General features: G+C 72.0%; 20 protein-coding genes. 17 read left to right on the top strand and 3 right to left on the bottom strand.

Features of this window, described 5'->3' with window-relative positions:
* Positions 1-73: 73 nt before the first annotated feature.
* The 9 genes from MTE01_RS14145 (at position 74) to MTE01_RS14105 (ending at position 11525) form a co-directional block, all read left to right on the top strand.
* On the top strand, positions 74-1396 hold the full coding sequence (locus MTE01_RS14145; protein ID WP_141378116.1) for a hypothetical protein: 1323 nt from the start codon (positions 74-76) through the stop codon (positions 1394-1396).
* Positions 1393-2034, top strand: coding sequence for a class F sortase (locus MTE01_RS14140; RefSeq protein ID WP_141378115.1), 642 nt, complete (start codon positions 1393-1395; stop codon positions 2032-2034). The genes MTE01_RS14145 and MTE01_RS14140 overlap by 4 nt, the downstream gene beginning before the upstream one ends.
* Before the next feature lie 34 nt (positions 2035-2068).
* Positions 2069-2917, top strand: coding sequence for an alpha/beta fold hydrolase (locus MTE01_RS14135; protein WP_116239427.1), 849 nt, complete (start codon positions 2069-2071; stop codon positions 2915-2917).
* A 346-nt stretch (positions 2918-3263) separates the two neighbouring features.
* Entirely contained in the window at positions 3264-4112 is an 849-nt protein-coding gene (locus MTE01_RS14130; protein WP_103208315.1) for a carbohydrate ABC transporter permease, read from the top strand.
* Positions 4109-5038, top strand: a complete 930-nt coding sequence (locus MTE01_RS14125) for a carbohydrate ABC transporter permease (RefSeq protein WP_103208317.1) — start codon at positions 4109-4111, stop codon at positions 5036-5038. The genes MTE01_RS14130 and MTE01_RS14125 overlap by 4 nt, the downstream gene beginning before the upstream one ends.
* A gap of 45 nt (positions 5039-5083) precedes the next feature.
* Positions 5084-6403 (top strand): extracellular solute-binding protein, encoded by a 1320-nt coding sequence (locus MTE01_RS14120; RefSeq protein ID WP_103208319.1) that lies wholly within the window; start codon positions 5084-5086, stop codon positions 6401-6403.
* A 1-nt stretch (position 6404) separates the two neighbouring features.
* Positions 6405-8225 carry a BNR-4 repeat-containing protein gene (locus MTE01_RS14115; RefSeq protein WP_141378114.1) on the top strand — a complete coding sequence of 607 codons (1821 nt, stop codon included), beginning with the start codon at positions 6405-6407 and terminating at the stop codon, positions 8223-8225.
* 65 nt (positions 8226-8290) lie between these two features.
* The gene (locus MTE01_RS14110; RefSeq protein WP_141378113.1) at positions 8291-10546 is read left to right on the top strand and encodes an FAD-dependent oxidoreductase; all 2256 of its coding nucleotides are present in this window, start codon (positions 8291-8293) and stop codon (positions 10544-10546) included.
* Positions 10547-10631: 85 nt separating this feature from the next.
* The gene (locus tag MTE01_RS14105) at positions 10632-11525 is read left to right on the top strand and encodes a LacI family DNA-binding transcriptional regulator (protein ID WP_103208326.1); all 894 of its coding nucleotides are present in this window, start codon (positions 10632-10634) and stop codon (positions 11523-11525) included.
* A gap of 44 nt (positions 11526-11569) precedes the next feature.
* Here MTE01_RS14105 and MTE01_RS14100 read toward each other — a convergent pair whose 3' ends face one another.
* Positions 11570-12364, bottom strand: coding sequence for a DeoR/GlpR family DNA-binding transcription regulator (locus MTE01_RS14100; RefSeq protein ID WP_115917053.1), 795 nt, complete (start codon positions 12362-12364; stop codon positions 11570-11572).
* Between the two features lie 47 nt (positions 12365-12411).
* Between MTE01_RS14100 and MTE01_RS14095 the strand changes: the two genes are divergently transcribed.
* Complete coding sequence (locus MTE01_RS14095) at positions 12412-13410, top strand: acetylxylan esterase (protein WP_103208331.1); 999 nt, start codon at positions 12412-12414, stop codon at positions 13408-13410.
* Complete coding sequence (locus MTE01_RS14090; RefSeq protein WP_141378112.1) at positions 13407-14378, top strand: acetylxylan esterase; 972 nt, start codon at positions 13407-13409, stop codon at positions 14376-14378. Before MTE01_RS14095 ends, MTE01_RS14090 begins: the two co-directional genes overlap by 4 nt.
* 94 nt (positions 14379-14472) lie before the next feature.
* Here the strand turns inward: MTE01_RS14090 and MTE01_RS14085 are convergent, their stop codons facing one another.
* Positions 14473-14883: a hypothetical protein gene (locus tag MTE01_RS14085; protein ID WP_141378111.1), complete on the bottom strand. Its 411-nt coding sequence runs from the start codon at positions 14881-14883 to the stop codon at positions 14473-14475.
* Positions 14880-15209: a hypothetical protein gene (locus MTE01_RS14080; protein ID WP_141378110.1), complete on the bottom strand. Its 330-nt coding sequence runs from the start codon at positions 15207-15209 to the stop codon at positions 14880-14882. Before MTE01_RS14080 ends, MTE01_RS14085 begins: the two co-directional genes overlap by 4 nt.
* A 297-nt stretch (positions 15210-15506) precedes the next feature.
* Between MTE01_RS14080 and MTE01_RS14075 the strand changes: the two genes are divergently transcribed.
* From MTE01_RS14075 to MTE01_RS14050, 6 genes are read left to right on the top strand one after another with little or no spacing between them, the layout of a single operon-like run.
* Positions 15507-16706, top strand: a complete 1200-nt coding sequence (locus MTE01_RS14075; protein WP_116239422.1) for an inositol-3-phosphate synthase — start codon at positions 15507-15509, stop codon at positions 16704-16706.
* The gene (locus tag MTE01_RS14070; protein WP_141378109.1) at positions 16703-17569 is read left to right on the top strand and encodes an SCO3242 family prenyltransferase; all 867 of its coding nucleotides are present in this window, start codon (positions 16703-16705) and stop codon (positions 17567-17569) included. Before MTE01_RS14075 ends, MTE01_RS14070 begins: the two co-directional genes overlap by 4 nt.
* Entirely contained in the window at positions 17566-19185 is a 1620-nt protein-coding gene (locus MTE01_RS17380) for an EboA domain-containing protein (RefSeq protein ID WP_141378108.1), read from the top strand. Before MTE01_RS14070 ends, MTE01_RS17380 begins: the two co-directional genes overlap by 4 nt.
* A 1-nt stretch (position 19186) precedes the next feature.
* Positions 19187-20071, top strand: a complete 885-nt coding sequence (locus tag MTE01_RS14060; RefSeq protein WP_141378107.1) for a TatD family hydrolase — start codon at positions 19187-19189, stop codon at positions 20069-20071.
* 2 nt (positions 20072-20073) lie between these two features.
* Entirely contained in the window at positions 20074-21237 is a 1164-nt protein-coding gene (gene eboE, locus MTE01_RS14055; RefSeq protein WP_141378106.1) for a metabolite traffic protein EboE, read from the top strand.
* Entirely contained in the window at positions 21234-22616 is a 1383-nt protein-coding gene (locus MTE01_RS14050; RefSeq protein ID WP_116239419.1) for an alkaline phosphatase family protein, read from the top strand. Before eboE ends, MTE01_RS14050 begins: the two co-directional genes overlap by 4 nt.
* The last annotated feature ends 198 nt before the right edge of the window (positions 22617-22814 follow it).

Raw genomic sequence — 22814 nt, 5'->3', positions numbered from 1 at the left:
CCGTCTCTCTCAGGGGAAGCCGTACCGTTCGAGACGGTGCGGGAGTTGAGACCAGTCCTGCATTGGAGTCATCGTGACCTCATTCCCCTTGCCCGTGAGACCGCGCACCTGGGCGCGCGTGTCGTTGGCCGCATTGGCCGCTCTCGGCATCGTCGGTGCCTCGTTCACCTTGCCGGCCCCCGCGTCGGGAGCCGCGGTCGAGCGAGCCACCACGGCATCGATCGACTCTCTGGACTTCACCAGTGAGACAGTGGCGTCGGGATCGTCGGCCGAGATCCGCGGTACCTGGTCGTTGCCCGACCACCCGACCGTTCCCGCGGGCTTCACGCTGGCCCTGCCCCCGGAGCTCGCCGGCCGGTCGGACGGATTCCCGCTGCTCGATCCTCAGGGGGCGGTCATGGGGCGATGCGTCGTCGACGCGTCGACCCTGGAGTGCACGTTCGCCGCGGACTACCTGACGGCGCACCCCGAGAACCTGCACGGCACGTTCTATTTCTGGGTGACGGTGCGCAACGAGCCCGGCGGGGGAGGGCTCGTCACCTACGACGTCGGCGGCCATACCCTCGTCATCGATGTGCAGCCGTCGCCCGATCCGGGTACGGGCACCGGCCCCGGGGTGTGCACCGAGAACTGCGCCTTCCCCGGGCGCGGCGCGGGGAAGTGGGGTATGTACGACGCCGCCGCCGGCACCATCGTCTGGGTCGTACAGATCGGTTCGGGTCGTGACGGGTTGTCGGGGGGAGAGGTCGTCACCGTGACCGACGTGCTCGCCGAGAACCAAGAACTCCTCGCCGAGTTGAACGGCGTGCGCTACGCCGAGCTCTGGTCGTCTCCTCGCCTGGTCACCGGTGCCGACGGTCGGGAATCACCCGGCGCCTGGGCACCCGTCGACCGTTCGACGTACGCCGCGACCGATCGCACCGTGACGTTCACGGCGCAGGCCGGGCATTACTACGACGTGCGCTTCGCCGCTCGGGTCACCGATCAGGGAGTCGCGGGACGCTACGAGAACCGCGCCGAGATCAGCATCGCGGGCGCGAGCGACACCGCCGTGACCGGTCAGGTCGTGCGCCACGGGGGCGGGGGGACGGGCGGAGGGCAGGCACCTGCGCCGAGTGCATCGCCCACGCCGGTGCCGAGCGCGACGCCGGTGTCGAGCGCGACGCCGGTGCCGAGCGCGACGCCCACGCCGATCCCTGCACCCACGCCGATCGCCACGCCGACCCCGTCGGTGGTTGCGGCGCCCGCTCCCCTCGGCCTCTCGGCCCACACCGGAGGCACCGTGAGCACGGAGTCGCGGCTGATGGGTCTGCTGGTGTTCGCCGGCCTGACCGCGCTGTTGGCCGCGATCGGTCTCGCCGTCCTGCTCACGTTCCGGTCGCGGGCACGCCGGTGAAGCCGCGTCGCCGAGGTCATCGGTGGGCAGTCGTCGGCATCCTCGCGTGCGCGGGCGTCGTCGCCGTCGTCGCCGGGAGCCTCGTCGGCTCCGGGACCGATGCGTCGGCGACGCCGCGCGATCTCGAGGGAGCCGCGGTCGCGTTCGAGCCGGGGGCGAGCCCACCCCCGGCATCGCGGTCGCGGGCCGTCGATGACGAGGGGATGCGGCTGCGCGCGGCTTCGCACGGACTCGACGTCGCCCTCGGGTCGCTGGACTCGGTCGACGGCGAGGTCACTCCGCCGGGATTCACCTCGGCGTACGTCGTGCGCGATCGAAGCGTGGCGTTGGATGACGCGTCGACCGGCACCGTGGTGGTGGCCATGCACGCACTGTCGGGCGGATCCGCCCCGGGGAACGCGTTCATCGACCCGACCACCGGCACGACGATGGTCGGGGCCGGCGACCTCATCGACGTCGCGACCACGAGGTACACGGTGACGCAGGTGCGCCGTGTCCCGAAACCCGATCTGGCCTTCGACGAGTACCTGTGGATCCCTGCGGCTGGGCGGCTCATCGTGATCACGTGCGTCCCGCGCGAGGGGACCGCGGCGCGGGACAACCTCGTGGTCATCGCGCAGGCGACGCCGACGCCCTAGCGTCACCGGAGCGGCACCGCCCTAGACTCCCCCCATGCCCGAGTTCGTCGACGCCTATGGCATCCCGATCGTCTACGACGTGCACGAAGCGACCGGGCCGCGGGCGGTGGTGCAGCTGTTGCATGGTGTGGGGGAGCACGCGGGGCGGTACGGCGCTCTGATCGAGGCGCTCGTCGACGCGGGGTACACGGTCTACGCGGACGATCACCGGGGTCACGGCCGGACGGGTCTGCGCCAATGGGACGATGACCACCGCAAGCTCGGCCGGCTCGGGCCCGGCGGGCTCGGAGCCGCCCGAGACGCCGTCTGGACGCTGACGCAGCGCATCCGCGAGGAGCACCCGGCGCTTCCCCTGGTGCTGCTCGGTCACTCCTGGGGCTCGTTCCTCGCGCAGATGCTGCTGGATCGGCATCCGCAGGCCTTCGACGCCGTCGTGATGACCGGCTCGGCCCTGCGGGTCCCCGGCTCGCTGAACGCCGGCGACCTGAACGCCCCGTGGAAGCACCTGCGCGGCTCGGGCATGGAGTGGCTGTCGAGCGACGAGCAGGTGGGGCTCGATTTCGTCGCCGATCCGCTCACGACCTCCACGCCGCTTGCGCGGCTGTTCGGGCCCATCGAGACGGTGAAGCTTCTCGGTCGACCGCGACGCGACCTCGAGCGCGATGTGCCCCTGTTGCTCATGGTCGGTCGCGATGACACCGTCGGTGGGCCGCGCAGCGTGCACAAGCTCGCGGACGCCTACACGCGTCGTTCCGGGTTGACGGACGTCACGACGCTCGTGTACCCGGGTGCCCGGCACGAGATCTTCGCCGAGACGTGCCAGGCCGAGGTGCGGGCCGACCTGCTGGCCTGGCTCGATGAACGGATGCCATCGCGCCGCTGACCCGGATGGCGCACGCCGCTCTTCGTCGCGGGGTCGCTGTGTTCGTGCGCGGTCCATCGCGTGTGCTATTTCACACGCGGATAACATGTACAAACATTTACGAACACGCCGTGATTCAAGCGTTACCTCTCACGAATTGACCCCGCGGCCGTGAGCGGCCAAGCTGAAGCGGTCGATGACGGCGCGAGGCGCCGCAAACGGGCCCCTGGGTCCCTCAATGCTGAGGAAAGCGCACACGGACGTGACGATGACGAACTCACAAGTAGTAACAGAACCAAACAAACTCAACAGATCGCCGAGGCGGGTTCAGGCTCGGGCTTCGCGCCCGGAGCGGCTCGGCAACGGCATGTTCGCCGTCCTGTTGGTGGTGCCGGGCATGGCGCTCATGGCCGTCGTCGTGGCGTATCCCCTCGTCTCGGCCTTGGTGACCGCCTTCTTCAGGCAGAGCCTGGTGCTGCCCGGTCGCGAGTTCGTCGGGTTCCAGAACATCGTCGACGTGCTGCAGGACGACTTCCTTCGCCTGCTGTGGCAGACGCTGGTCTTCACGCTCGGCACCACGATCGCCCCGTTCGTCATCGGCTTCGCGCTGGCGCTGGCCCTGAACACGCAGATTCGCGGGTCGAAGGTCTTCCGCGGGCTCATGCTCATCCCCTGGCTCGTTCCGGGGGTCGTCGTCTCGTTCCTGTGGATGTGGATCTTCAACGCCAACTACGGCGTGATGAACGCGATCCTCGAGCCGCTCGGGGTCAGTCCGCAGGCGTGGCTCGCCCAGCCCGGGACCGCGATGTTCGCCGTGATCGTGGCCAAGACCTGGCAGTCGTTCCCCTGGATGATGGTCATGCTCCTGGCCGGCCTGCAGACGGTACCGAAGGAGCTGCACGAGGCCGCCGAGATGGACGGGGCCGGTACCGTGCGCCGATTCTTCTCGATCACCGTCCCGCAGATCGGCGGGATCATCGGCCTCGTGCTGCTGCTGGAGTTCATCTGGAACTTCCAGCACTTCGACATCATCTACGTGCTCACCGGCGGAGGTCCGGCCGGATCCACCGAGACCTTCGCGACCTCGGTGTACGAGACGGCCTTCCACGGCTTCGATCTCGGTCACGCCGGTGCGCTCGGCCTGCTCTGGCTCATCCTGCTCATGGCGCTCGTCGTCGTCTACGTCCGATTCTCCGAGAGGGGCGAGAAGCGATGACCAGCACCGCACTGCCCACCGTCACCCCCGCCCCCGACGTGCCGCCCGTGGTCGCTCCGGCGCCCGAGCGTCGTCGTCGCCCGAGCTCGGGGCTGCGCTCCGACCGCCCGGGTGTCCGACTCGCCTCGTGGGCCGCCCTGATCGTCTGCGGCGGCTTCGCCCTGCTTCCGGTCTACTGGCTGCTCGCCACCTCGTTGACCCCGCGGGACCAGGTCTTCTCGTACCCGCCGAAGCTGTTCCCCACCGAGATCACTTTCGACGCCTACACCTCGCTGACCTCCAACCCGCAGCTGTTCACCTACCTGCAGAACAGCGTGATCGTCTCGGTCATCACCGCTCTGCTGTCGGTGATCGTCTCGGCCTACATGGGGTACTCGTTCTCGAAGTTCCGGTACCGCGGGCGCCGCCAGCTGATGTACTTCGTGCTGGCCTCGCAGATGTTCCCGCAGGCCCTGCTGCTCGTCACCCTCTACAGCGTGTTCAGCGCCTACGGTCTGCTCAACACCTACACGGCGCTGGTGCTGTCGTTCACGACCTTCACGCTGCCGCTGTGCGTCTGGATGCTGAAGGGCTTCTTCGACACCATCCCCGACGAGCTGATCGAGGCGGCCCGGGTCGACGGCGCTTCGCGCCTGCGCACGATCCACTCGATCGTGCTCCCGCTGGCGGCCCCCGGTCTGGTCGCCGCGGGCCTGTTCGCCTTCGTCCGCGGTTGGAACGACTTCATCTTCGCCCTGACCCTCGCCGGCCCCGACAAGCAGACGCTGCCCCCGGGCCTCGTCAACACCTATGTCGGCGAAGCGGCAACGGCGTGGCCCGAGCTCATGGCCGCCTCGCTCGTGGTGTCGCTGCCCGTGGCGATCGCCTTCATGCTGCTGCAGCGCTTCCTCGTCAGCGGTATGACGGCCGGCGCCGTCAAGGGCTGACCGCTCCACTCCCTTTCTTCTGCTCACCTGTCAAGGAGGACACCTATGTCAGCTTCATCGCTTCCCCACCCGTTGATCACCCGCCGTCGCGCTCTGCAGATGTTCGGCATCGGTGCCGCCGCCGCGGCCCTGGCCGGATGCGTACCCACCGGCAGCGCCGGGCCCGCCGCGGGCGCGGCCGGCCTGAACGGCGCCGATCCCACCGACTTCGCGTTCTCGTCGTGGTCGCTCACCGAGGAGTCGGCGAAGCCGGCGCTCGAGGGCACCCTCGCGGCGTACGAGAAGGCTCGAGGCATCGCGATCAAGCGCACGGCGTTCCCGTACAACGAGTACATCAACCAGCTCATGCTGCAGGTCACGGGCGGTCAGTTCACCGGCGCCGCGCACGTCGACGTCGCCTGGCTCGGAAGCCTCGCGGCCACCGGCAAGCTGCAGGACGTCTCGGCCCTGGCATCCGGTCGCGGCTACACCTCTTCGGCCCTGCAGGCGGCCACCTTCGACGGCGTTCAGTACGCCCTGCCGTGGACCATCGGCGCGATCGGCCTCGTCGCCAACTCCGAGACGCTCGGCAAGGTCGGCGTCGCCCCCGATGCGTTCCCGACGACGGTGGACGAGTTCGAGAAGACCCTGGTCGCGCTCAAGGGCCTCGGAAACGGCCTCATCCCGTACGCCGCCTCGACCAAGGCCGCGCAGCTGAAGGACATCCTCATCTGGATGCAGACCTTCGGCAGCCCGCTGGTCGACGGCGACACCGTCACGATCGGCGACGACGCCAGCATCGAAGCGGTCACCTGGTACAAGGGGCTCTACGACCAGGGCCTGATCGCCGCCGACGTCGATCGCTTCGACGCGCGGAGCCTGTTCGCACAGGGGCGCGCCGCGATGTACGACGACGCCCCCGTGGGCCGCGCCGCGGTGACGAAGGAATCGCCCGACGCGAGTCTCGCGAGCAAGCTCGCCCCCGTGTCGCGCCCGGTGCTGAAGGCGGGTGACACGCCGCGCGCGCTCGTCTGGGGCGGCGCGATCGCCGTGGTCAACGGAACGGGTGCGGCCACCGCGGGCGACTTCGCCCAGTACGCCACGTCCGACCTCGACGCGATCCTGGCCGACTACGCCCTGCGCGGTCTGCCGCCGGCGACCACCGAGGCGCTCTCGTCGTCGGAGGTCGCCGCCGACACCTTCGGCGCGCAGTTCAGCGAGCGCATCACGGCCACGGCCAGCTCGAACCCGCTGTGGAAGTTCACCGCGTACTCGCAGATCGAGTCGGCGATCGCCGACAACGTCCAGGCCGTGCTGATCGGATCCGCTTCGCCGGCGGACGCGATGAAGCGGGCCGGCGAGGCCGCGCAGAAGCTGGTCGGCTGACGTGCGGTTTCTGCGCGGAGGGAGTGCGGCGGCGATCGCCGCGCTGACCCTCGGGCTCGTCGTCGCGCCGTCGGCACACGCCGTCGGTGGGGTGCCGACGGTCGAAGAGCTCCCGTTCGCGGTCGACTCGTCGAACCAGGCGGCGTGGTGGAACCCCCTCGATGTCGTGGGGGACGTGACCTACTTCGCCTTCAACGCCCCCGCGGCCCAGGCCGCGCGGCACGAGGTGCATCTCGCCTCGCGTGCGGCCGACGGCACGTGGGCCGAGGGGTGCCTGCGCACCTCCCCGGGAGCGGCGTGCGTCACCTTCGTCGACGACAACGGTCACAACCAGCCCTCCATCGTCGTCGACGGTGACGGGGTCATCCATGCCTTCGTCTCGATGCACAACGAGCAGTGGAACTATTTCCGCTCCGACACCGCGGGCGACGTGAGCACGATGGTGGATCGCACCTCGACCATGCCCGATCTCGACGTCGACATCACCTACCCCGTGACCGCCCGCGGAGCCGACGGCGACGCGTGGGTGCTGGTGCGGACCGGGACGGATGCCGACGGTGCGCGCGAGGGCGTGCTCTACCACTACGACCGGAATGCCGGCTCATGGGGGCGCGAGACGACCATCGCCGCGGCGAAGGGCTACTCCTTCTACCCCGACGACCTCGAGGTCTCGCCCGACGGTCGCGTGCACGTGCTGTGGGAGTGGGGTCCGTTCCCCGCCGACCCCGCGCGCCACCTCGGCTCGTACGCCGTCTACGATCCGGCGACGGGGTCGCTCGCGGACGCTGCCGGCGCCACGGTCCCCGGCCCGATTACCCCCGCCTCGATGGGCGCGATCGTCTGGCGACCGTTCCTCACCGGCGAGACGATCCGCAGCTACACCCCGGCGGTGCAGTCCGCGAAGCTCGCCCTCGACGGCTCCGCTCTCGCGGGCATCGGTTACCGCTTCGTCGAGAAGGACCGCACGGCCTACGACGCCCGCTTCGTGCGGTGGGACGGATCGTCCTGGATCGACGAGAAGGTCGTGGACTCCGCGGCCCTCGGCGACGGCGTCGCCACGTCGGCTGCCGTCGACCTCACCCGCGCCGGGTCGACGACGCGCCTCTACACCGTCGTCACCGCCCAGGTCTGCGGCGAGGTGCGCAGCCGCGCAATCGTCGCCGAGCGCGCCGACGCGGCCGCCGCGTGGACCTATGCCGCTGTCGGTGAGTCCCGTCTGGGTCAGCAGCGCCTGCGGGCGCAGACGCGATCGACCGATGACGCCGACGTCGTCTACCTCTCCGCTCCTGCGGCGGCCCCCGCCCGTCTCGCCCGCGCCGTCGTTCCTCGAGACGCGGCCGTCGGTCCCGCCACCTCGCTGTCGACCCTCGTCTCGGACCTCCGCGACGACCCGGGCGGCGTGAACGTCGCGCTGGGCGCGACGGCCACCGCCTCGTCGAGCCTGCGCGCCGACACCGGCCCCGCACTCGCCGTCGACGGCGTCTGCAGCGACGCCAGCCGGTGGATCTCGGCGGTCGGTGACACCGCTCCGTGGATCTCGCTGAGCCTGACCGCGCCGGCGACGCTCGACGAGGTGCGCGTGCGCAGCGGTTACAGCGCCGACTCGGGCTCCGCCGCCGTCCTGCGCTCCTTCGAGGTGCAGGTGCACACCCCCACGGGCTGGACGAGTCTCGGCTCCGTCACCGCGAACACGCAGCGCCTCGTGACCGTTCCGGCCGGCGGCGTCGTCGCGGACGGCGTGCGGCTGCTCATCAGCGACCCGTCGGCATCCACCACCGACGTCGCCCGGGTCTTCGAGATCGAGGCGATCGCCGTGGACTGAGCCCGTCGACCTCTCCCCGCATCACATTCGGACGCCCCCGCGTCCCCAGGAAGGACACCCGCAGAATGCGTTCACACACGGCCGACTACGACGTGGTCGTCGTCGGCGGAGGACTCGCCGGAGTCGCCGCCGCCATCGCCGCCGCCCGGCTCGACCGGCGCGTCGCCCTCATCAACAACCGACCGGTCCTGGGCGGGAACTCCTCGTCGGAGGTCCGTGTCTGGGTGTGCGGGGCGACCGCGCACGGCAATCAGCGGTGGGCGCGCGAGAACGGCATCATCGGCGAGCTGTACCTCGAGAACCAGTACCGCAACCCCGACGGCAATCCCATCCACTGGGACGACGTGGTGCTGGATGCCGTGCGTGCCGAGCCGAACATCTCGCTGTACCTCAACACCGACGTGCGCGACGTGGCCGCCACCGGCCCCGAGGGTGCGCGCCGCATCGAGTCGGTGACGGGATGGACCATGGGAGCCGAGACCGAGACGCGCTTCGTCGCCCCGGTCTTCCTCGACTGCACCGGTGACGGACTCGTCGGCCACCTCTCCGGGGCGAGGGCGCGGCTCGGCAAGGAGTCGCGGGTGGAGTTCGACGAGGACTGGGCGCCGGAAGAGGCCGAGCGCACCTTCCTCGGCTCGACGCTGTTGTTCTACACGAAGGACGTGGGGCATCCGGTGCGTTTCGTCGCACCCGATTCGGCGAAGTCGATCCTCGAGACCCCGATCCCGTCGTCGCGCATCATCCGAAGCGGTGACAGCGGAGCGCACTACTGGTGGATCGAGTGGGGCGGCGAGCTCGACATCGTGCACGACAACGAGCGCATCCGCGACGAACTGCGCTCGGTGATCCTGGGCATCTGGGACCACATCAAGAACTCGGGCGAGTTCGACGCCGACAACCTCGACCTGGAGTGGATCGGCAACGTCCCCGGCAAGCGCGAGTACCGCCGCCTCGTCGGCGACTACACGCTGCACCAGCGCGACATCATCGAGCAGACGCGCTTCGACGACGGCGTGGCCTTCGGGGGCTGGTCGATCGACCTGCACCCCAAAGAAGGGATGTACTCGACCGGTGCGGGCGCCGTGCAGCGCTTCTCGAACGGCGTCTTCGAGATCCCGTTCCGCTCCCTCTACTCCGCCGACGTCGAGAACCTCTTCATGGCGGGGCGCGACGTCTCGGCCACCCACATCGCGTTCGGCGCCGCGCGCGTCATGGCCACGTGCGCCGCGATGGGCGAGGCGGCGGGGACCGCGGCATCCCTCGCCCTCGCTCATCACACGAGCCCCCGCGGGCTCTACGAGAATCACCGTGAAGAACTCCGGCAGCTGCTGTTGCGACAGGACGCCCCGCTCATCGGCGTGGCCGACACCGACCCGCAGAACCTCGCCGCCTCGGCGCGGGTGACGGCCTCGGGCGTGCGCGCGGGTCTCGGACCGAGCGAGGCGGCTTCGGTCCGGCCCCATCCGCTCGAGCACGACCTCGGCATCGTCGTGCCCGTGCACCCGCGTCTCGATGGCTTCGACCTGCGGGTCACCGCCGAGCACGACGTCGATCTCGAGGTCGAGGTGTGGTCGACGGGGCTCCCGCAGAACGTCGTCCCCGAGCACCTCGAGCACGCGGTCACCGTCGCCGTGACCGCGGGCCAGGCGCAGTGGGTGCACGCCCCGGTGCGGTGGGAGCCGCAGGCCCCGGCCAACGCGGTCGTCGTCGTGCGCGCCCGACCCGGCGTGAGCGTGTTCGTGGCGGACGAGCTTCCTCCCGGCATCCTGACCCTCGTCCACACCTCGGATGCCGACGACCAGAACGTCCAGGTGAGCCTCGACGAGCTGCTCGTGCAATGGCCGACCAAGCCGTTGCGGGGGCGGTCGGTGCAGTTCCGTGTGCCCACGCCGTCAGAGGCGCTGGCGCCCGAGCGGGCGGTCGGCGGCTACCAGCGCCCCTTCGGCGGTCCGAACCTCTGGGCCTCGGCTCCTCTGGCCGAGGGCGACGCATGGCTCCGTCTCGACTGGGAGCAGCCGGTCGTCGCGCGCGAGGTCGTGCTGGTCTTCGACGACGACCCCGATGTCGAGCTCAACACCCTCCACCACCATCGCGATCCCCACCTCGTGATGCCCTCGCTCGTCGAGGCCTACCGGGTCGAGGCGCAGACGGCCGGGGCGCAGGAATGGGTCGAGGTCGCGGTGGTGACGCAGAACAGACGTCGCCGCCGCCGGCACCCGCTCCCCGAGGGGCTCGGCGCGATCAGCGCCGCGCGAGTGGTGGTGACGGCGACCCACGGCGCGCCGGAGGCCCGCATCGTGGCCTTTCGTGTTCAGGAGTGACATGCCGCGCGATACCGTAGCCCCCAGAACAGACCGCCCCGCGGCGCGCGCGAGCGCCGCCCGGTCCTCGACGAGGAGCCCCGCCATGACCGACACGCCCTCGGCGACGCGGCGGATCTCCCCCCTGTCGCGTCGCGAGCGCACGGGAATCGTCGCGCTGGCGGTGCCGAATCTCGAAGAGCCGTACTTCGCCGAGCTGACGACCCTGCTGGCACGCGGCGCCGAGGCGCGCGGGCTGTCGATCCTCATCCAGCAGACCGAGGGCGACCACCAGCGAGAGATCGATGTCGCGAACGGGGTGGGGCTCCCGGCGACCGACGGCCTGATCCACATCCCTCGGTCCTTGACCGTCGGAGACCTGACGCGGCGCACCGACCCGGGCCCCCTCGTCCTGCTCGGCGAGCACATCGCCGTGAGCCCCTTCACCCACGTCTCGATCGACAACCGTCGCACGGCGGACCTGGCGACGGCGCACCTCGCCTCCTCCGGGTGCGGTCGGGTCGCCTTCCTGGGTCCTCGCGTGTCCCGTCCCTCGGATGCCGCGGACCAACGCTTCGCCGGCTACCGCGACGCCGTGTCGCGCCTGGGCTTGGCCGACGAGCCCGGCCTGATCGTGCCGGTCGACGCCTTCACCTCGGAAGAGGGTGCGGAGGCGCTGCGGCGTCTGCACGACTCCGGCATCGCCTTCGACGGCGTGGTGTGCTCGAACGATTCCGTGGCCTTCGGCGTGCTGGCGGCGCTGCACGAGCGCGGGCTCGCGGTGCCCGGCGATGTCGCGGTGATCGGTATCGACAACGTGCACGCGGCGCAGTTCTCGGTGCCGGCGCTGTCGTCGGTCGCCCCCGACGACCACGGCATCGTCGAGGCGGCGTTCGCCGAGCTCGAGCGTCAGATGGCGGCTCGCCCGGGCGCCGACGTCCCGGTCCGGCACATCGTGGTCGACGCCACGGTCATCGCGCGAGCGAGCACGGCGCGGTGAGCGCGGCTGTCGCCGCCCGGTCTTCTCGAGGACGCGGGCGCGTCTCAGTCGTCGCCGTCGGCGGCCACCCACAGCTCGGCGACGTGCGCGCGCAGCGTCTCTTCGGCTTCGGGGGAGAGCCCCGCGTCGGTGACGACGAGGTCGACCTCGTTCAGGTCGACGATCGTGGTGAGTCCTACCGCCCCCCACTTCGTGTGGTCGGCGAGCACGACCGCCCGGGCCCCCGCAGCGACCAGCGCGCGGTTCGTCTCGGCCTCGAGCAGGTTCGAGGTCGTCAACCCCGCGGTGAGGTCGATCCCACGGACGCCGAGGAAGACGATGTCGCAATGGAGGTGCTCGAGCGAAGCGACCGCGACCGGACCGACGAGCGCGTCGGCCGGGGTGCGGACGCCGCCGGTGAGCACGACGGTCTGGGTGTAGGGCTCGTCCGCCCGGTCGGGGCGGGCGAAGACGTCGGCGACGGGCAGCGAGTTCGTGACGATCGTGAGGTCGTCGATTCCGCGCAGCTCGCGGGCGAGCGCCCAGGTCGTGGATCCGCCGCCCAGACCCACCGACATGCCCGCTTCGACGAGTTCGGCGGCGCGGCGGGCGATGGCACGCTTGCCGTCGCCGTTGCGGCGGGCCTGCGTGGCGAGGTCGCGAGAGCCGCCGATTCCGGGCTGCGGGCTGCGGGCTCCGCCGCGCACCTTGTCGACGCGGCCGTCGGCCGCCAGCACGTCGAGATCGCGCCGGACGGTCATCTCGCTGACGCCGAGGGTCACGGCCAGGTCGGGGACCGCGGCGGCGCCCTGGCGGCGGACCTCGGCCAGGAGGCGGGATCGGCGTTCGGCGGCGAGCACGATCGCTCCTCTCGTTCGGGCCTCCAGTCTTCCACGGCGGTCCGCTCGTGAACGGCGTCATCGCCGATCCCGCGGGCGATGGAGCCTACGGCTTCGAGCTGCCGGCCCTGCGCGCGGTGCCACCGGTCGCTCCGCCCGTCGGGTTCGCCGAGCGCTGGCGGGCCTGGGCGGCGGAGGCGATGCGGGTCGACCCCGACCCCCGCATGAGCCCCCTGGGGCGGGTCGCCGGCCGTGCCCTGTTCCTGGTCGAGCACACCGTCGCCGACGGCCTGCGCCTGCGCGGGTGGTTCGCCACGACCGTCGACGGGGTGCCGCCCCGCGTGGGCATCGTGCACGGCCACGGCTACGGCGGTCGAGAGGCGCCCGACGTCGACCGCGTCCCGGACGATGCGGCGGTGTTCTTCCCCGTCGCCCGGGGGCAAGGGGTGCTCAACGCCGGTCTCGGGGCGCCGACGCCCGCCGAGGGGCATGTGCTCCACGGCATCCACTCGATCGAGGAGTACGTCCTCGGCAGGTGCGCCGTCGACCTCTGGCACGCCGGGTCGGCGCTGCGGGCGCTCGCCGGGTCCGTTCCCCTGTATTACGTGGGCGAGAGCTTCGGGGGCGGGATCGGCGCGCTGGCCCTGCCGTGGGACGACAGATTCGTCGGCGCGACGCTGATCGTGCCGAGCTTCGGTCAGTACGACCTGCGATTGCGCCTGCCGTGCGAGGGCAGCGGGGAGCGGGTGCGCGCCCACGTCGCCACCCACCCCGAGGCGCGCGAGGTGTTGCGCTTCTTCGACGCTTCGACGGCGGCGACCTTCCTGCGCGTGCCGGTTCGCGTGGAGTGCGCGCTGCGCGACCGCCACGTTCCCCCGCCCGGCCAGTTCGCGGTCGCGAATGCGATCGACGAGGCGCCGGGGGCCGAGCTCGAGCTCGACGTGCAGCCCTACGGCCATCGCGAGTACGCCGGTCTCGACGAGGTCCGGATACGGGCTTTCGCCGCCACGCGCGCTCACATCGACGGGGTGCTCTCGCGCCTCGTCGGGGAGAAGGAGAACCCGTGACCCAGTTCGATCTGCCCCTGGCCGAGCTCGAGGCGTTCTGCCCGGAGCGCGAGGAGCCCGTCGACTTCGACCGGTTCTGGACCGAGACGCTCGCCGAGGCGCGCGCGGCGGCATGGCCCGCGCGGTTCACCCCGGTCGACGCCGCCGACAGCGGTGTGATCGGCGTCGAGGTCGACGACGTCGTCTTCGCGGGGTTCGCGGGACACGAGGTGCGGGCGTGGCTGCTGCGCCCGCGCGGGGCCTCCGGCCCCCTGCCGTGCGTCGTTCAGTACATCGGCTACAACTCGGGCCGCGGCCTCGCGCACCAGCACACGCTCCTGCCCTCCGCCGGCTTCGCGGTGATGGTCATGGACACGCGAGGCCAGACCAGCGGGGCGCTCCCCGGTGCGACCGCCGACCCCGTGGGCGGCGCTCCGCACGTCGCCGGTCGCGTCACCGAGGGCCTCGACGACCCCGCCCGGTCGTACTACCGGCGCGTGTTCTGCGACGCGGTGCTCGCGATCGACGCCGTGCGCTCGCACCCGGCCATCGACGCGACGCGCGTGAGCGTGTGGGGCGGCAGCCAGGGTGGGGGCATCGCCCTCGCCGCGACGGCGCTGAGCGAGGGGCTGCGGTTCGCCGCGATCGACTTCCCGTTCCTGAGCGCCATGCGTCGGGCCGTCGCGATCACCGACGCCGCGCCCTACAGCGAGATCGTCACCTACCTGCAGACCCGGCGCGGGCAGGAAGAGGAGGTCTTCCGCACGCTCTCCTACTTCGACGGCGTGAACTTCGCCGCGAGGGCGAATGTCACCGCGCTGTTCTCGGTCGGACTTCGGGATGCCGTGTGCCCGCCGTCGACCGTGTATGCGGCGTACAACCACTACGCGGGTGAGAAGAGCATCCGCGTCTACCCGTGGAACGGCCACGAGGGTGGCGGTCCGGTGCACCAGCTCGAGGTGCTGCGCGCGCTCGCCGTGCACGGCTGATGCGGCGCCCCGGAGCGCTGCGACGGCGCGGAGTCAACAGTGACGCGGGACGAGAGTCGGGTTCGAGACCAGCGGGCGTGACCGGCGCCGCCGCTCAGGACACCGTCGCCTCGACGGCTCGACGGAAAGAGCGCAGCGCTGCTCCCCAATAGCGCCGCACGGGGAGGCCGCACGCGCGCAGAGCGGATCCGTGGTCGATGGCCACGACGGTCGCCGCTCCGACGCCGACCACCCACCACAGGAGCAGGACGAGCGCCCGCACGGGTGTCGCGAGGGAGGAGAGCCCTCCCCGGAGCTGAGCGATCTGAAAAGCGAGGTGATGCTCTTCGTCCCGCGCGATGCGCGTGCCGATTCCGCGGATCACGGGGTCGGGCCCGGAACGCGCAAGGACGACGAAGTAGGGCATGGCGACGGCTTCAGCCGTCAGGAACAGGGCCAGCTCGGTGCGCAGCCCGAGCGCGCGCCGAAGTCGCGTGAAGACGAGGTCGGACCAATGAGCGGTCAACGTGCCGGCCCGAGGTGCCGAAGGCCGCGTCGGAACAGCGCCGAGTGTTCCTGCTCCTCCGCCACCAGGAGCCTCAGGGCCTCCCGTTGGGCGGGACTACAGCCCTCTGCCTTGCGGAGCAGATGGAGCCCGTCGCCACCCTCACCCAGCTCGAACCTCTGAAACGACCGCACGAGGGCGGCCTGGACTTCGCTCGGTAGGCGAGCGGGAGTCTCCCCGTCGATCTCCGCCTCGATCGCGTCGTGCCGTCGACGGTTCGAGGTGAAGTGCGTCACCCACTTCTCGAACTCGGTGTCGGGCGCTGTCGTGTCGTCGCGAGCCGTCATGAGAGCAGTGTCGCAGGCGAGGCTCGCGGGTCCACCTCGACATGCGCCCCGCGGCCGGCGTCGAATTGGCTCCGAATATTGCGCCCCGATGCGACAACTTTTGGTTGCCTTTCTGCAAAAGCCTCACTACTGTCGGAAGGACCAGGACACCTCGACGACGAGTCCCCCCTCGATCACCCCCGGGCCGCCCCCATCCCCCCCCACGGGAGCGTCCCACCCGAACACCTCCCACCCGCGGAGTCGCGCCGTCGCGCGTGCCCGGCAATCGACGTCCCTCAACGAAGAACGGACCCCCACGTGAACACTTCGGACACCCGCCGCACCGCCGACGTCGGCGCCTGGTTCATCGGTGCGCGAGGCTCCCTCGCCACGACCGCGACCCTCGGCATCCACGCCCTCGCCACGGGGGCCGCCACCCCCGTGGGCCTCACGACCGAGACCGACGCGGTGCGCGTCGACGAGTTCCCCGCGATCGCCGACATCGTCGTCGGCGGACACGACATCGCGACCACCCCGCTCGAAGAGCGTGCGCGGCAGCTCGCCGCCGGGGGCATGTTCCCCGCGGCACTCGTCGATCGGGTCGTCGAGCGCCTGCGCGAGACCGAGCAGAACCTCCGCCCCGTCCCCACGATGACGGCGACCCAGCAGGAGGAGATCGACCTCCTCGCGGCCGACATCATCGACTTCCGCGAGCGCTACGAGTTGCGCGAGGTCGTCGTGATCGACGTCTCGTCCACCGAGCCCCTGCCGCCCTACCACCCGGGATTCGAGGACGAGGAGCTGCTGCAGACGGCTCTCACGACGCCGGGCGTGCGGGTCCTGCCGCCCAGCTCGCGCGCCGCCCTCGCCGCGATCGCGGCCGGAGCCGCCTACGCGGCCTTCACCCCCTCGGCATCCCTCAACCTCCCCGTCCTGCGCGACCGCGCCGAACGCGCGGGCATCGCCTACGCCGGTCAGGACGGCAAGACCGGCGAGACGCTGCTGCGCACGGTGCTGGCCCCGATGTTCACGGCCCGCGGGTTCCGCGTGCAGTCCTGGGCCGGCACGAACCTGCTCGGCGGCGGCGACGGCGCGACCCTGGCCGATCCCGAGGCGGTGCGCTCCAAGCTCGTGTCGAAGAACCGCGGCCTGCACGCCCTGGTCGGCGACGACGTCGTGACCCCGCTGCACATCGACAACGTGCCCGACCTCGGCGACGTCAAGACCGCGTGGGACCACGTCAGCGCGACCGGTTTCCTCGGCAGCCGCGTGACGCTGCAGACCACGTGGAGCGCGTACGACTCCGCTCTCGCCGCGCCCCTGGTCATCGACCTCGTCCGCGCGTTGTCGCTCGCGACCCGCGCCGGCCACGCCGGTGTCGTCACCGCCCTCGGCTGCTTCTTCAAAGACCCGTGGGGCAGCGACGTCCACGGCTTCGGCGAGCAGACCGCCCGCTTCGTCTCGTGGGTGCACGAGACCGCCGCCGCCGTCGCGGCAGCTCGGGTCGCCGCACCGTGACCCGGGCCGCGGACTACCTCGACCTCGTCCGCGCCCCCGCCTCGCTCACCGTCCTCGGCGACGCTCTCGTCGGGGCGCTGAGTGCGCGCGGGCCGGGTGCGGCCGCCCCCCTGCGGATCAGTGCCCTCGCGGCATCGTCGGTCTGCCTGTACAGCGCCGGCATGGCCCTGAACGACTGGGCGGATGCCGACCTCGACGCGCTCGAACGCCCGGAACGCCCCATTCCCTCGGGGCGGATCAGCCGTGACCGCGCCCTCGCGGTCGGTGCGGGACTCACCGTTCTGGGCGTCGGCTCGGCCTTCGTCGCCGGTCGCTCCTCGGGCCTGGTCGCGATCGCTCTCGCCGGGGCACTGTGGGCGTACGACACCCTGTTCAAGCCCACCGCGGCGGGCCCCGTGGTCATGGCCGCGTGCCGGGGGCTCGACGTGATGATGGGCGCCGCGGGCCCGGGGTGGCGCTCGGCGCTGGTTCCCGTGGGCGCCGTCGCCGCCCACACCGTCGCCGTCACCGCGATCTCGCGGGGCGAGGTCGACGGATCGACCGTGACCACCGGGCGCGCCGCCGTGGCCGTGAGCGTCGCCGTCGCGGCATCCGGTCTGCTCGGTCGGGGAAACCGCCCCGCCGCCCTCCTCGGGGCGGCTCGCTACCTCGCCGCGGTCCTGCCCGGGCAGCTGCGCGTGGCCCGCCGGCCCGGAGCCGCCGAAGCGCGAGACGCGACCCGCGCCGGCATCCGCTCGGTCGTTCCCCTGCAGTCGGCCCTCGCCGCCCGCGCGGGCTCGCCGCTCGCCACCGCCGCCCTGCTGGGCGTCGAGACCCTCGGCCGCGTGCTCGGCCGCCGCCGATCGACGGGAGACATCACATGAGCTGGACCTGGGGATACGGCACCAACGGCTTCACCGACCACCCGCTGCCCGCCGCTCTCGACGTGCTGCAGCATCACGGCTACGGCGCCGTGGCCCTCACGCTCGGTCACCCGCACCTCGACCCCTTCGCCGCCGACTGGCGCGCGCAGACCCAGGCGCTCGCCGCCGACCTGCGTCGCCGCGGCCTGCGTGTGGTCGTCGAGACGGGGGCCCGCTACCTTCTCGACCCGCTGCGCAAACACCGGCCGACCCTGGTCGACCGCGAGGCCGGGTCGCGGATGGCCTTCCTACGCCGCGCCGTCGAGATCGCCGCGGTCCTCGATGCCGACTGCGTGTCGCTGTGGAGCGGAGTCGTGCCCGACGACGTCTCGGTCGATCAGGCCCGCGTGCTGCTCGAGGAGCGTCTGCTCGAGCTCACCGCGTTCGCCGCCGACGCGAGCGTCACCCTCGCCCTCGAGCCCGAACCCGGCATGCTCGTCGAGACCGTGGCCGATGCTCTCGCGCTCCGCGCCCGCCTCGGCCACCCCGCGAACCTGGGCCTGACCGTCGACCTCGGGCACTGCGTGGTCGTCGAGCCGGCGGGAGTGGTCGGGGCCCTGCGCGCCGCGGGCGGGCTGCTGCGCAACGTCCAAGCCGACGACATGCTGCCCGCCGCGCACGAGCACCTGCCTTTCGGCGAGGGTGAGCTCGACCTGGATGCCGCCCTCTCGACGCTGCGCGAGATCGACTACGCCGGAGTGATCGCGGTCGAGCTGCCGCGGCACGCGCACGCGGCGCCCGAACTGGCCCGCGCGAGCATGGCGGCGCTGGTCGCGGCGGCGGAGCGAACGGCCACCGCGGGGGCTGCGGGGGGAGGAGATTCGGCCGGGGGAGGGCCCCGGGCCTCCGCAGAGTCCTCCGCTGCCCGAATCTCCTCCGCTCCGGGGGCGGGTCCCGCGGGGGCTGTGGGGGGAGGAGATTCGGCCGGGGGAGGGCCCCGGGCCTTCGCAGAGTCCTCCGCTCCCGGAATCTCCTCCGCTCCCGGCCCCGCGGCCCCGCCGGCACACCCCTGGACCACCCGCGCCATCGAGCAGATACGGACGGATGCCACCCGCGCCCCGCGCCTGTTCGCCTCGGCGGGGCGCGAGGTGGGGCGCGACCCCCTCTCCGCCGAGCCCTTCGCGCCGACCGCCGACGATGCCGCGCGCGCCGCGATCATCGCGACCCTGGCCGACAGCGGCGCCGACCCCGCCGTGGCGGTCGCGCTGTACCGACGCGGAGACGACGCCGAACGCCGCGGCGTGCTGCGCGGACTCGACGCGCTCGCCGCACCCGCCGCCGCGTGGCGCGAAGCCGGTCTCGAGCTGGTCGTCGACGCCCTCCGTGCCAACGACACCCGGCTCGTCGCCGCCGCGCTCGGGACCTTCGCCGCGGAGCACCTCGACGATCACGCGTGGCGCCACGGCGTGCTGAAGTGCGTATTCCTCGGCATCCCCCTCTCCGTCGTCTCGGGCCTGGAGGTCCGCGCCGACGACGAACTCGCCGCGATGGCCGAGCGCTTCGCGGCCGAGCGTCGCGCCGCGGGCCGGCCCGTGCCCGACGACCTGCTCCTCCTGCGTGCTCGCGAAAGGGCCTGACATGCGCATCTTCGACCCCCACATCCACATGTCCGCCCGCACGACCGACGACTACGAGGCGATGTACGACGCGGGCGTGCGCGCCCTGGTGGAACCGGCGTTCTGGCTCGGTCAACCGCGCACGAGCGTGGGGTCGTTCCTCGACTACTTCGACGCCCTGATCGGGTGGGAGAGGTTCCGCGCCGCGCAGTTCGGCATCCGCCACCACTGCACGATCGCGTTGAACCCCAAAGAGGCGAACGACGCGCGCTGCCGCGAGGTGATGGCCGAGCTGCCGACCTACCTCGCCAAGGACGGGGTCGTCGCCGTCGGTGAGACCGGGTACGACTCGATGACCCCCGAAGAAGACGAGATCCTCCGTCAGCACCTCGCCCTCGGCATCGAGTTCGCCCTCCCCGTCCTCGTGCACACCCCGCACCGCGACAAGACCGTCGGCACGCAGCGCACGCTCGACGTGGTCGCCGAGTCGGGCATCGCGATGGAGCGTGTGCTCGTCGACCATCTCAACGAGACCTGCGTCGACGCGGTCGCCGACAGCGGCGCCTGGATGGGCTTCTCGATCTACCCCGACACGAAGATGGACGAACAGCGCGTGGTCGCGATCATGCGGCGCATCGGCCTGGACCGGGTGATCGTCAACTCCGCGGCCGACTGGGGCCGCTCCGACCCGCTCAAGACCGCGAAGACGGGCCTCGCCATGCTCGACGCCGGCTTCAACGACGACGACGTCGACCGCGTCCTGTGGCGCAACCCCCGTGACTTCTACGCGCAGAGCGGCCGTGTGAACACCGACCCGATCGAGGGCTTCGCCCCCGCGAACCAGGGCCCCGAGCTGTTCGAGGGCAATTCGGTGCTGCGCGGCATGGCGTCGCGCCAGGGGGCCTGAGGGTGGAGCTGTCGTACTGCACCAACGTCCACCCCGCCGAAGACCTCCCGGGCATCGTCCGCCAGCTCGACGAGCACGCGGGCCCGATCCGGCGGGCGGCGGGCCTCGACCGCCTCGGCGTCGGACTGTGGATGCCGGTGGGCGTGGCATCCGCCCTCTCCGGCGACCCGCAGGCACGGGCGGTTCTCGCCGACGCCCTCGAGCGCAACGGTCTGGAGCTGCGGACCGTGAACGCCTTCCCGTACCGCGGATTCCACGATGATGTCGTCAAGCTCGCGGTCTACCGCCCCGACTGGACCACGCCCGAGCGGCTGCGGTACACGCTGGACTGCGCGCGCGCCCTCGCGGCCCTGCTCCCCGACGGGGGCGAGGGGAGCATCTCGACGCTCCCGCTCGGGTGGAGAGCAGGGTGGGATGCCGCGGCCGACCGCGCCGCGCACGACAACCTGGAGCGGCTGGTCGAGGGCCTCGGCGCCCTCGAACGCGAGACCGGCCGCACCGTGCGCGTCGCGATCGAGCCCGAGCCCGGCTGCATCCTCGACGACGTCGCCGACGTGATCGCGTGGCTCGACGCGCGCCCGCACCTCACGCACGAGGGGCGCCTCGGGCTGTGCCTCGACACCTGCCACCTCGCCGTCTCGTTCGCCGACCCCGCCGGAGCGGTCGCCGCGGCCACCGCCGCCGGCATCCGGATCGTCAAGGTGCAGGCCTCGGTCGCCCTCGAGGTGCCCGACCCCGCCGACCCCCGCACCACCGAGGCGCTGCGGCCCTTCGCCGAGGAACGCTACGTGCACCAGGTGCGCGAGGCCACGGGCACGCGGCGGGCCGACGACCTGCCCGAGGTGCTCGACGCCACCGATCCGTGGCCGACCGACCGCGCGTGGCGCGTGCACGTTCACATCCCCCTGCACGCCCGGCCCGCGCCGCCGCTTCGCGCCACGACCGAGGTGCTTCTCGCGGCCGTCGATGCGGTCCTCGCGGCGCCCCACGGCGACGCGGCGCACCTCGACGTCGAGACCTACACCTGGTCGGTACTGCCCGACGACCTGCAGCCCGAGACGCTCGTCAGCGGCATCGCCGCCGAACTGCGGTGGGTGCACGCGCACCTGCCGCGCGCCGTCGCCGGGGTCCCGGCATCCGGAACCGACGAAAGGAGCCGCGCATGAGCAAGGTTCTGCTGCTGGACATCGTGGGGCTCACGCCGCGCGCGCTCGCCGCGATGCCCCGGCTCACCGCCCTCGGTCGCGCGGGCGGCCACCTCGGACTCGACACGATCCTCCCGGCCGTCACGTGCAGCGTGCAATCGACGATGCTCACCGGCACCATGCCGCGCGAGCACGGGATTGTCGGCAACGGCTGGCACTTCCGCGGTCTCGGCGACCCGCTGCTGTGGCGCCAGCACAACAAGCTCGTCGCGGGCGAGAAGGTGTGGGAGACCGCCCGCCGCTCGCGCCCCGAGCTGACGACCGCCAACCTCGGCTGGTGGTTCGCGATGGGGGCGACGACCGACATCACCGTGACGCCGCGCCCGATCTACCACGCCGACGGGCGGAAGAGCCCCGACGCCTACGTGCGACCGGCGGCCCTGCACGACCAGCTCGTGGGGGCGCTGGGGGAGTTCCCGCTGTTCCAGTACTGGGGGCCGACCGCGACCATCCAGAGCAGCGCGTGGCTCGCCGAGGCGACGCGCGGCGTCATCACCGAGCGGTGGGGTCCGGCGCCCGACCTGGCGATGGCGTACCTGCCGCACCTCGACTACGACCTGCAGCGCTTCGGGCCGAACGGCGCCGAAGCCGCCCGCGCGGCCCGCGAACTCGACGACGCGATCGCCCCGCTGCTCGACGACGCGGCCGAGCGCGGCTACACGGTCGTCGCGGTGTCGGAGTACGGCATCGAGCAGGCGTCCCGACCGGTCGACATCAACCGCGCCCTCCGCCGCGACGGGCTGCTCGAGGTCTACGTGCAGGACGGTCGCGAGCAGCTCGACCCCTGGACCTCACGGGCGTTCGCCGTCGCCGACCATCAGGTCGCTCACGTGTACGTTCCGGATGCCGCCGACCTCCCGCGCGTCACGGCACTGTTGCGCGGGCTCGAGGGCGTCGATGAGGTGCTCGATCGCGAGGCGCAGGCGCGGTACGGCCTCGACCACGAGCGGTCGGGCGAACTGGTCGTCGTGGCCGAGCCCGGGGCGTGGTTCACCTACTACTTCTGGCTCGACGACGACCGCGCGCCCGAGTACGCCCGGGGCGTCGACATCCACCGCAAGCCGGGATACGACCCCGCCGAGCTGTTCTTCGACCCGGCCGACCGGCTCGCGAAGGCCAAGGCCGGGGCGAACCTCGTGAAGAAGAGGCTGGGCTTGCGCTACGCGATGAGCACGGTGCCGCTCGATCCGTCGTGCGTCCGGGGGACGCACGGGCGCTTGTCGTCGTCGCGCCGCGACGGGCCGATGCTCGTCACGAGCGACGCCGGCCTGCTGCCCGACACCGAGGCGCTGCCCGCCGCGGGCGTGCGCGACCTGGTGCTGCGCGGGCTGGGCGTCTGACGCGGGGGTTGCCTGCGGCGCGGGCGGTGCATCGAGAACAGGGATGCGCCGAGAACCGGTCGTTCGGGGCGGATGCGTCCTGCTCCGGTGGCATCCCGCTGTTCCGGTGGCGCGCGACCCTGCCGCCCCGCGGGTCGCGCGATCCGCGCGTCCGCCTCGACGAAGGGGACGGCCCGCACATGCGGAGGGGCCGGATGC

It is taken from the genome of Microbacterium testaceum, from assembly GCF_006539145.1.
In the GTDB taxonomy this organism is placed as follows: domain Bacteria; phylum Actinomycetota; class Actinomycetes; order Actinomycetales; family Microbacteriaceae; genus Microbacterium; species Microbacterium testaceum.
This window is presented reverse-complemented; position numbering and strand designations above follow the sequence as displayed.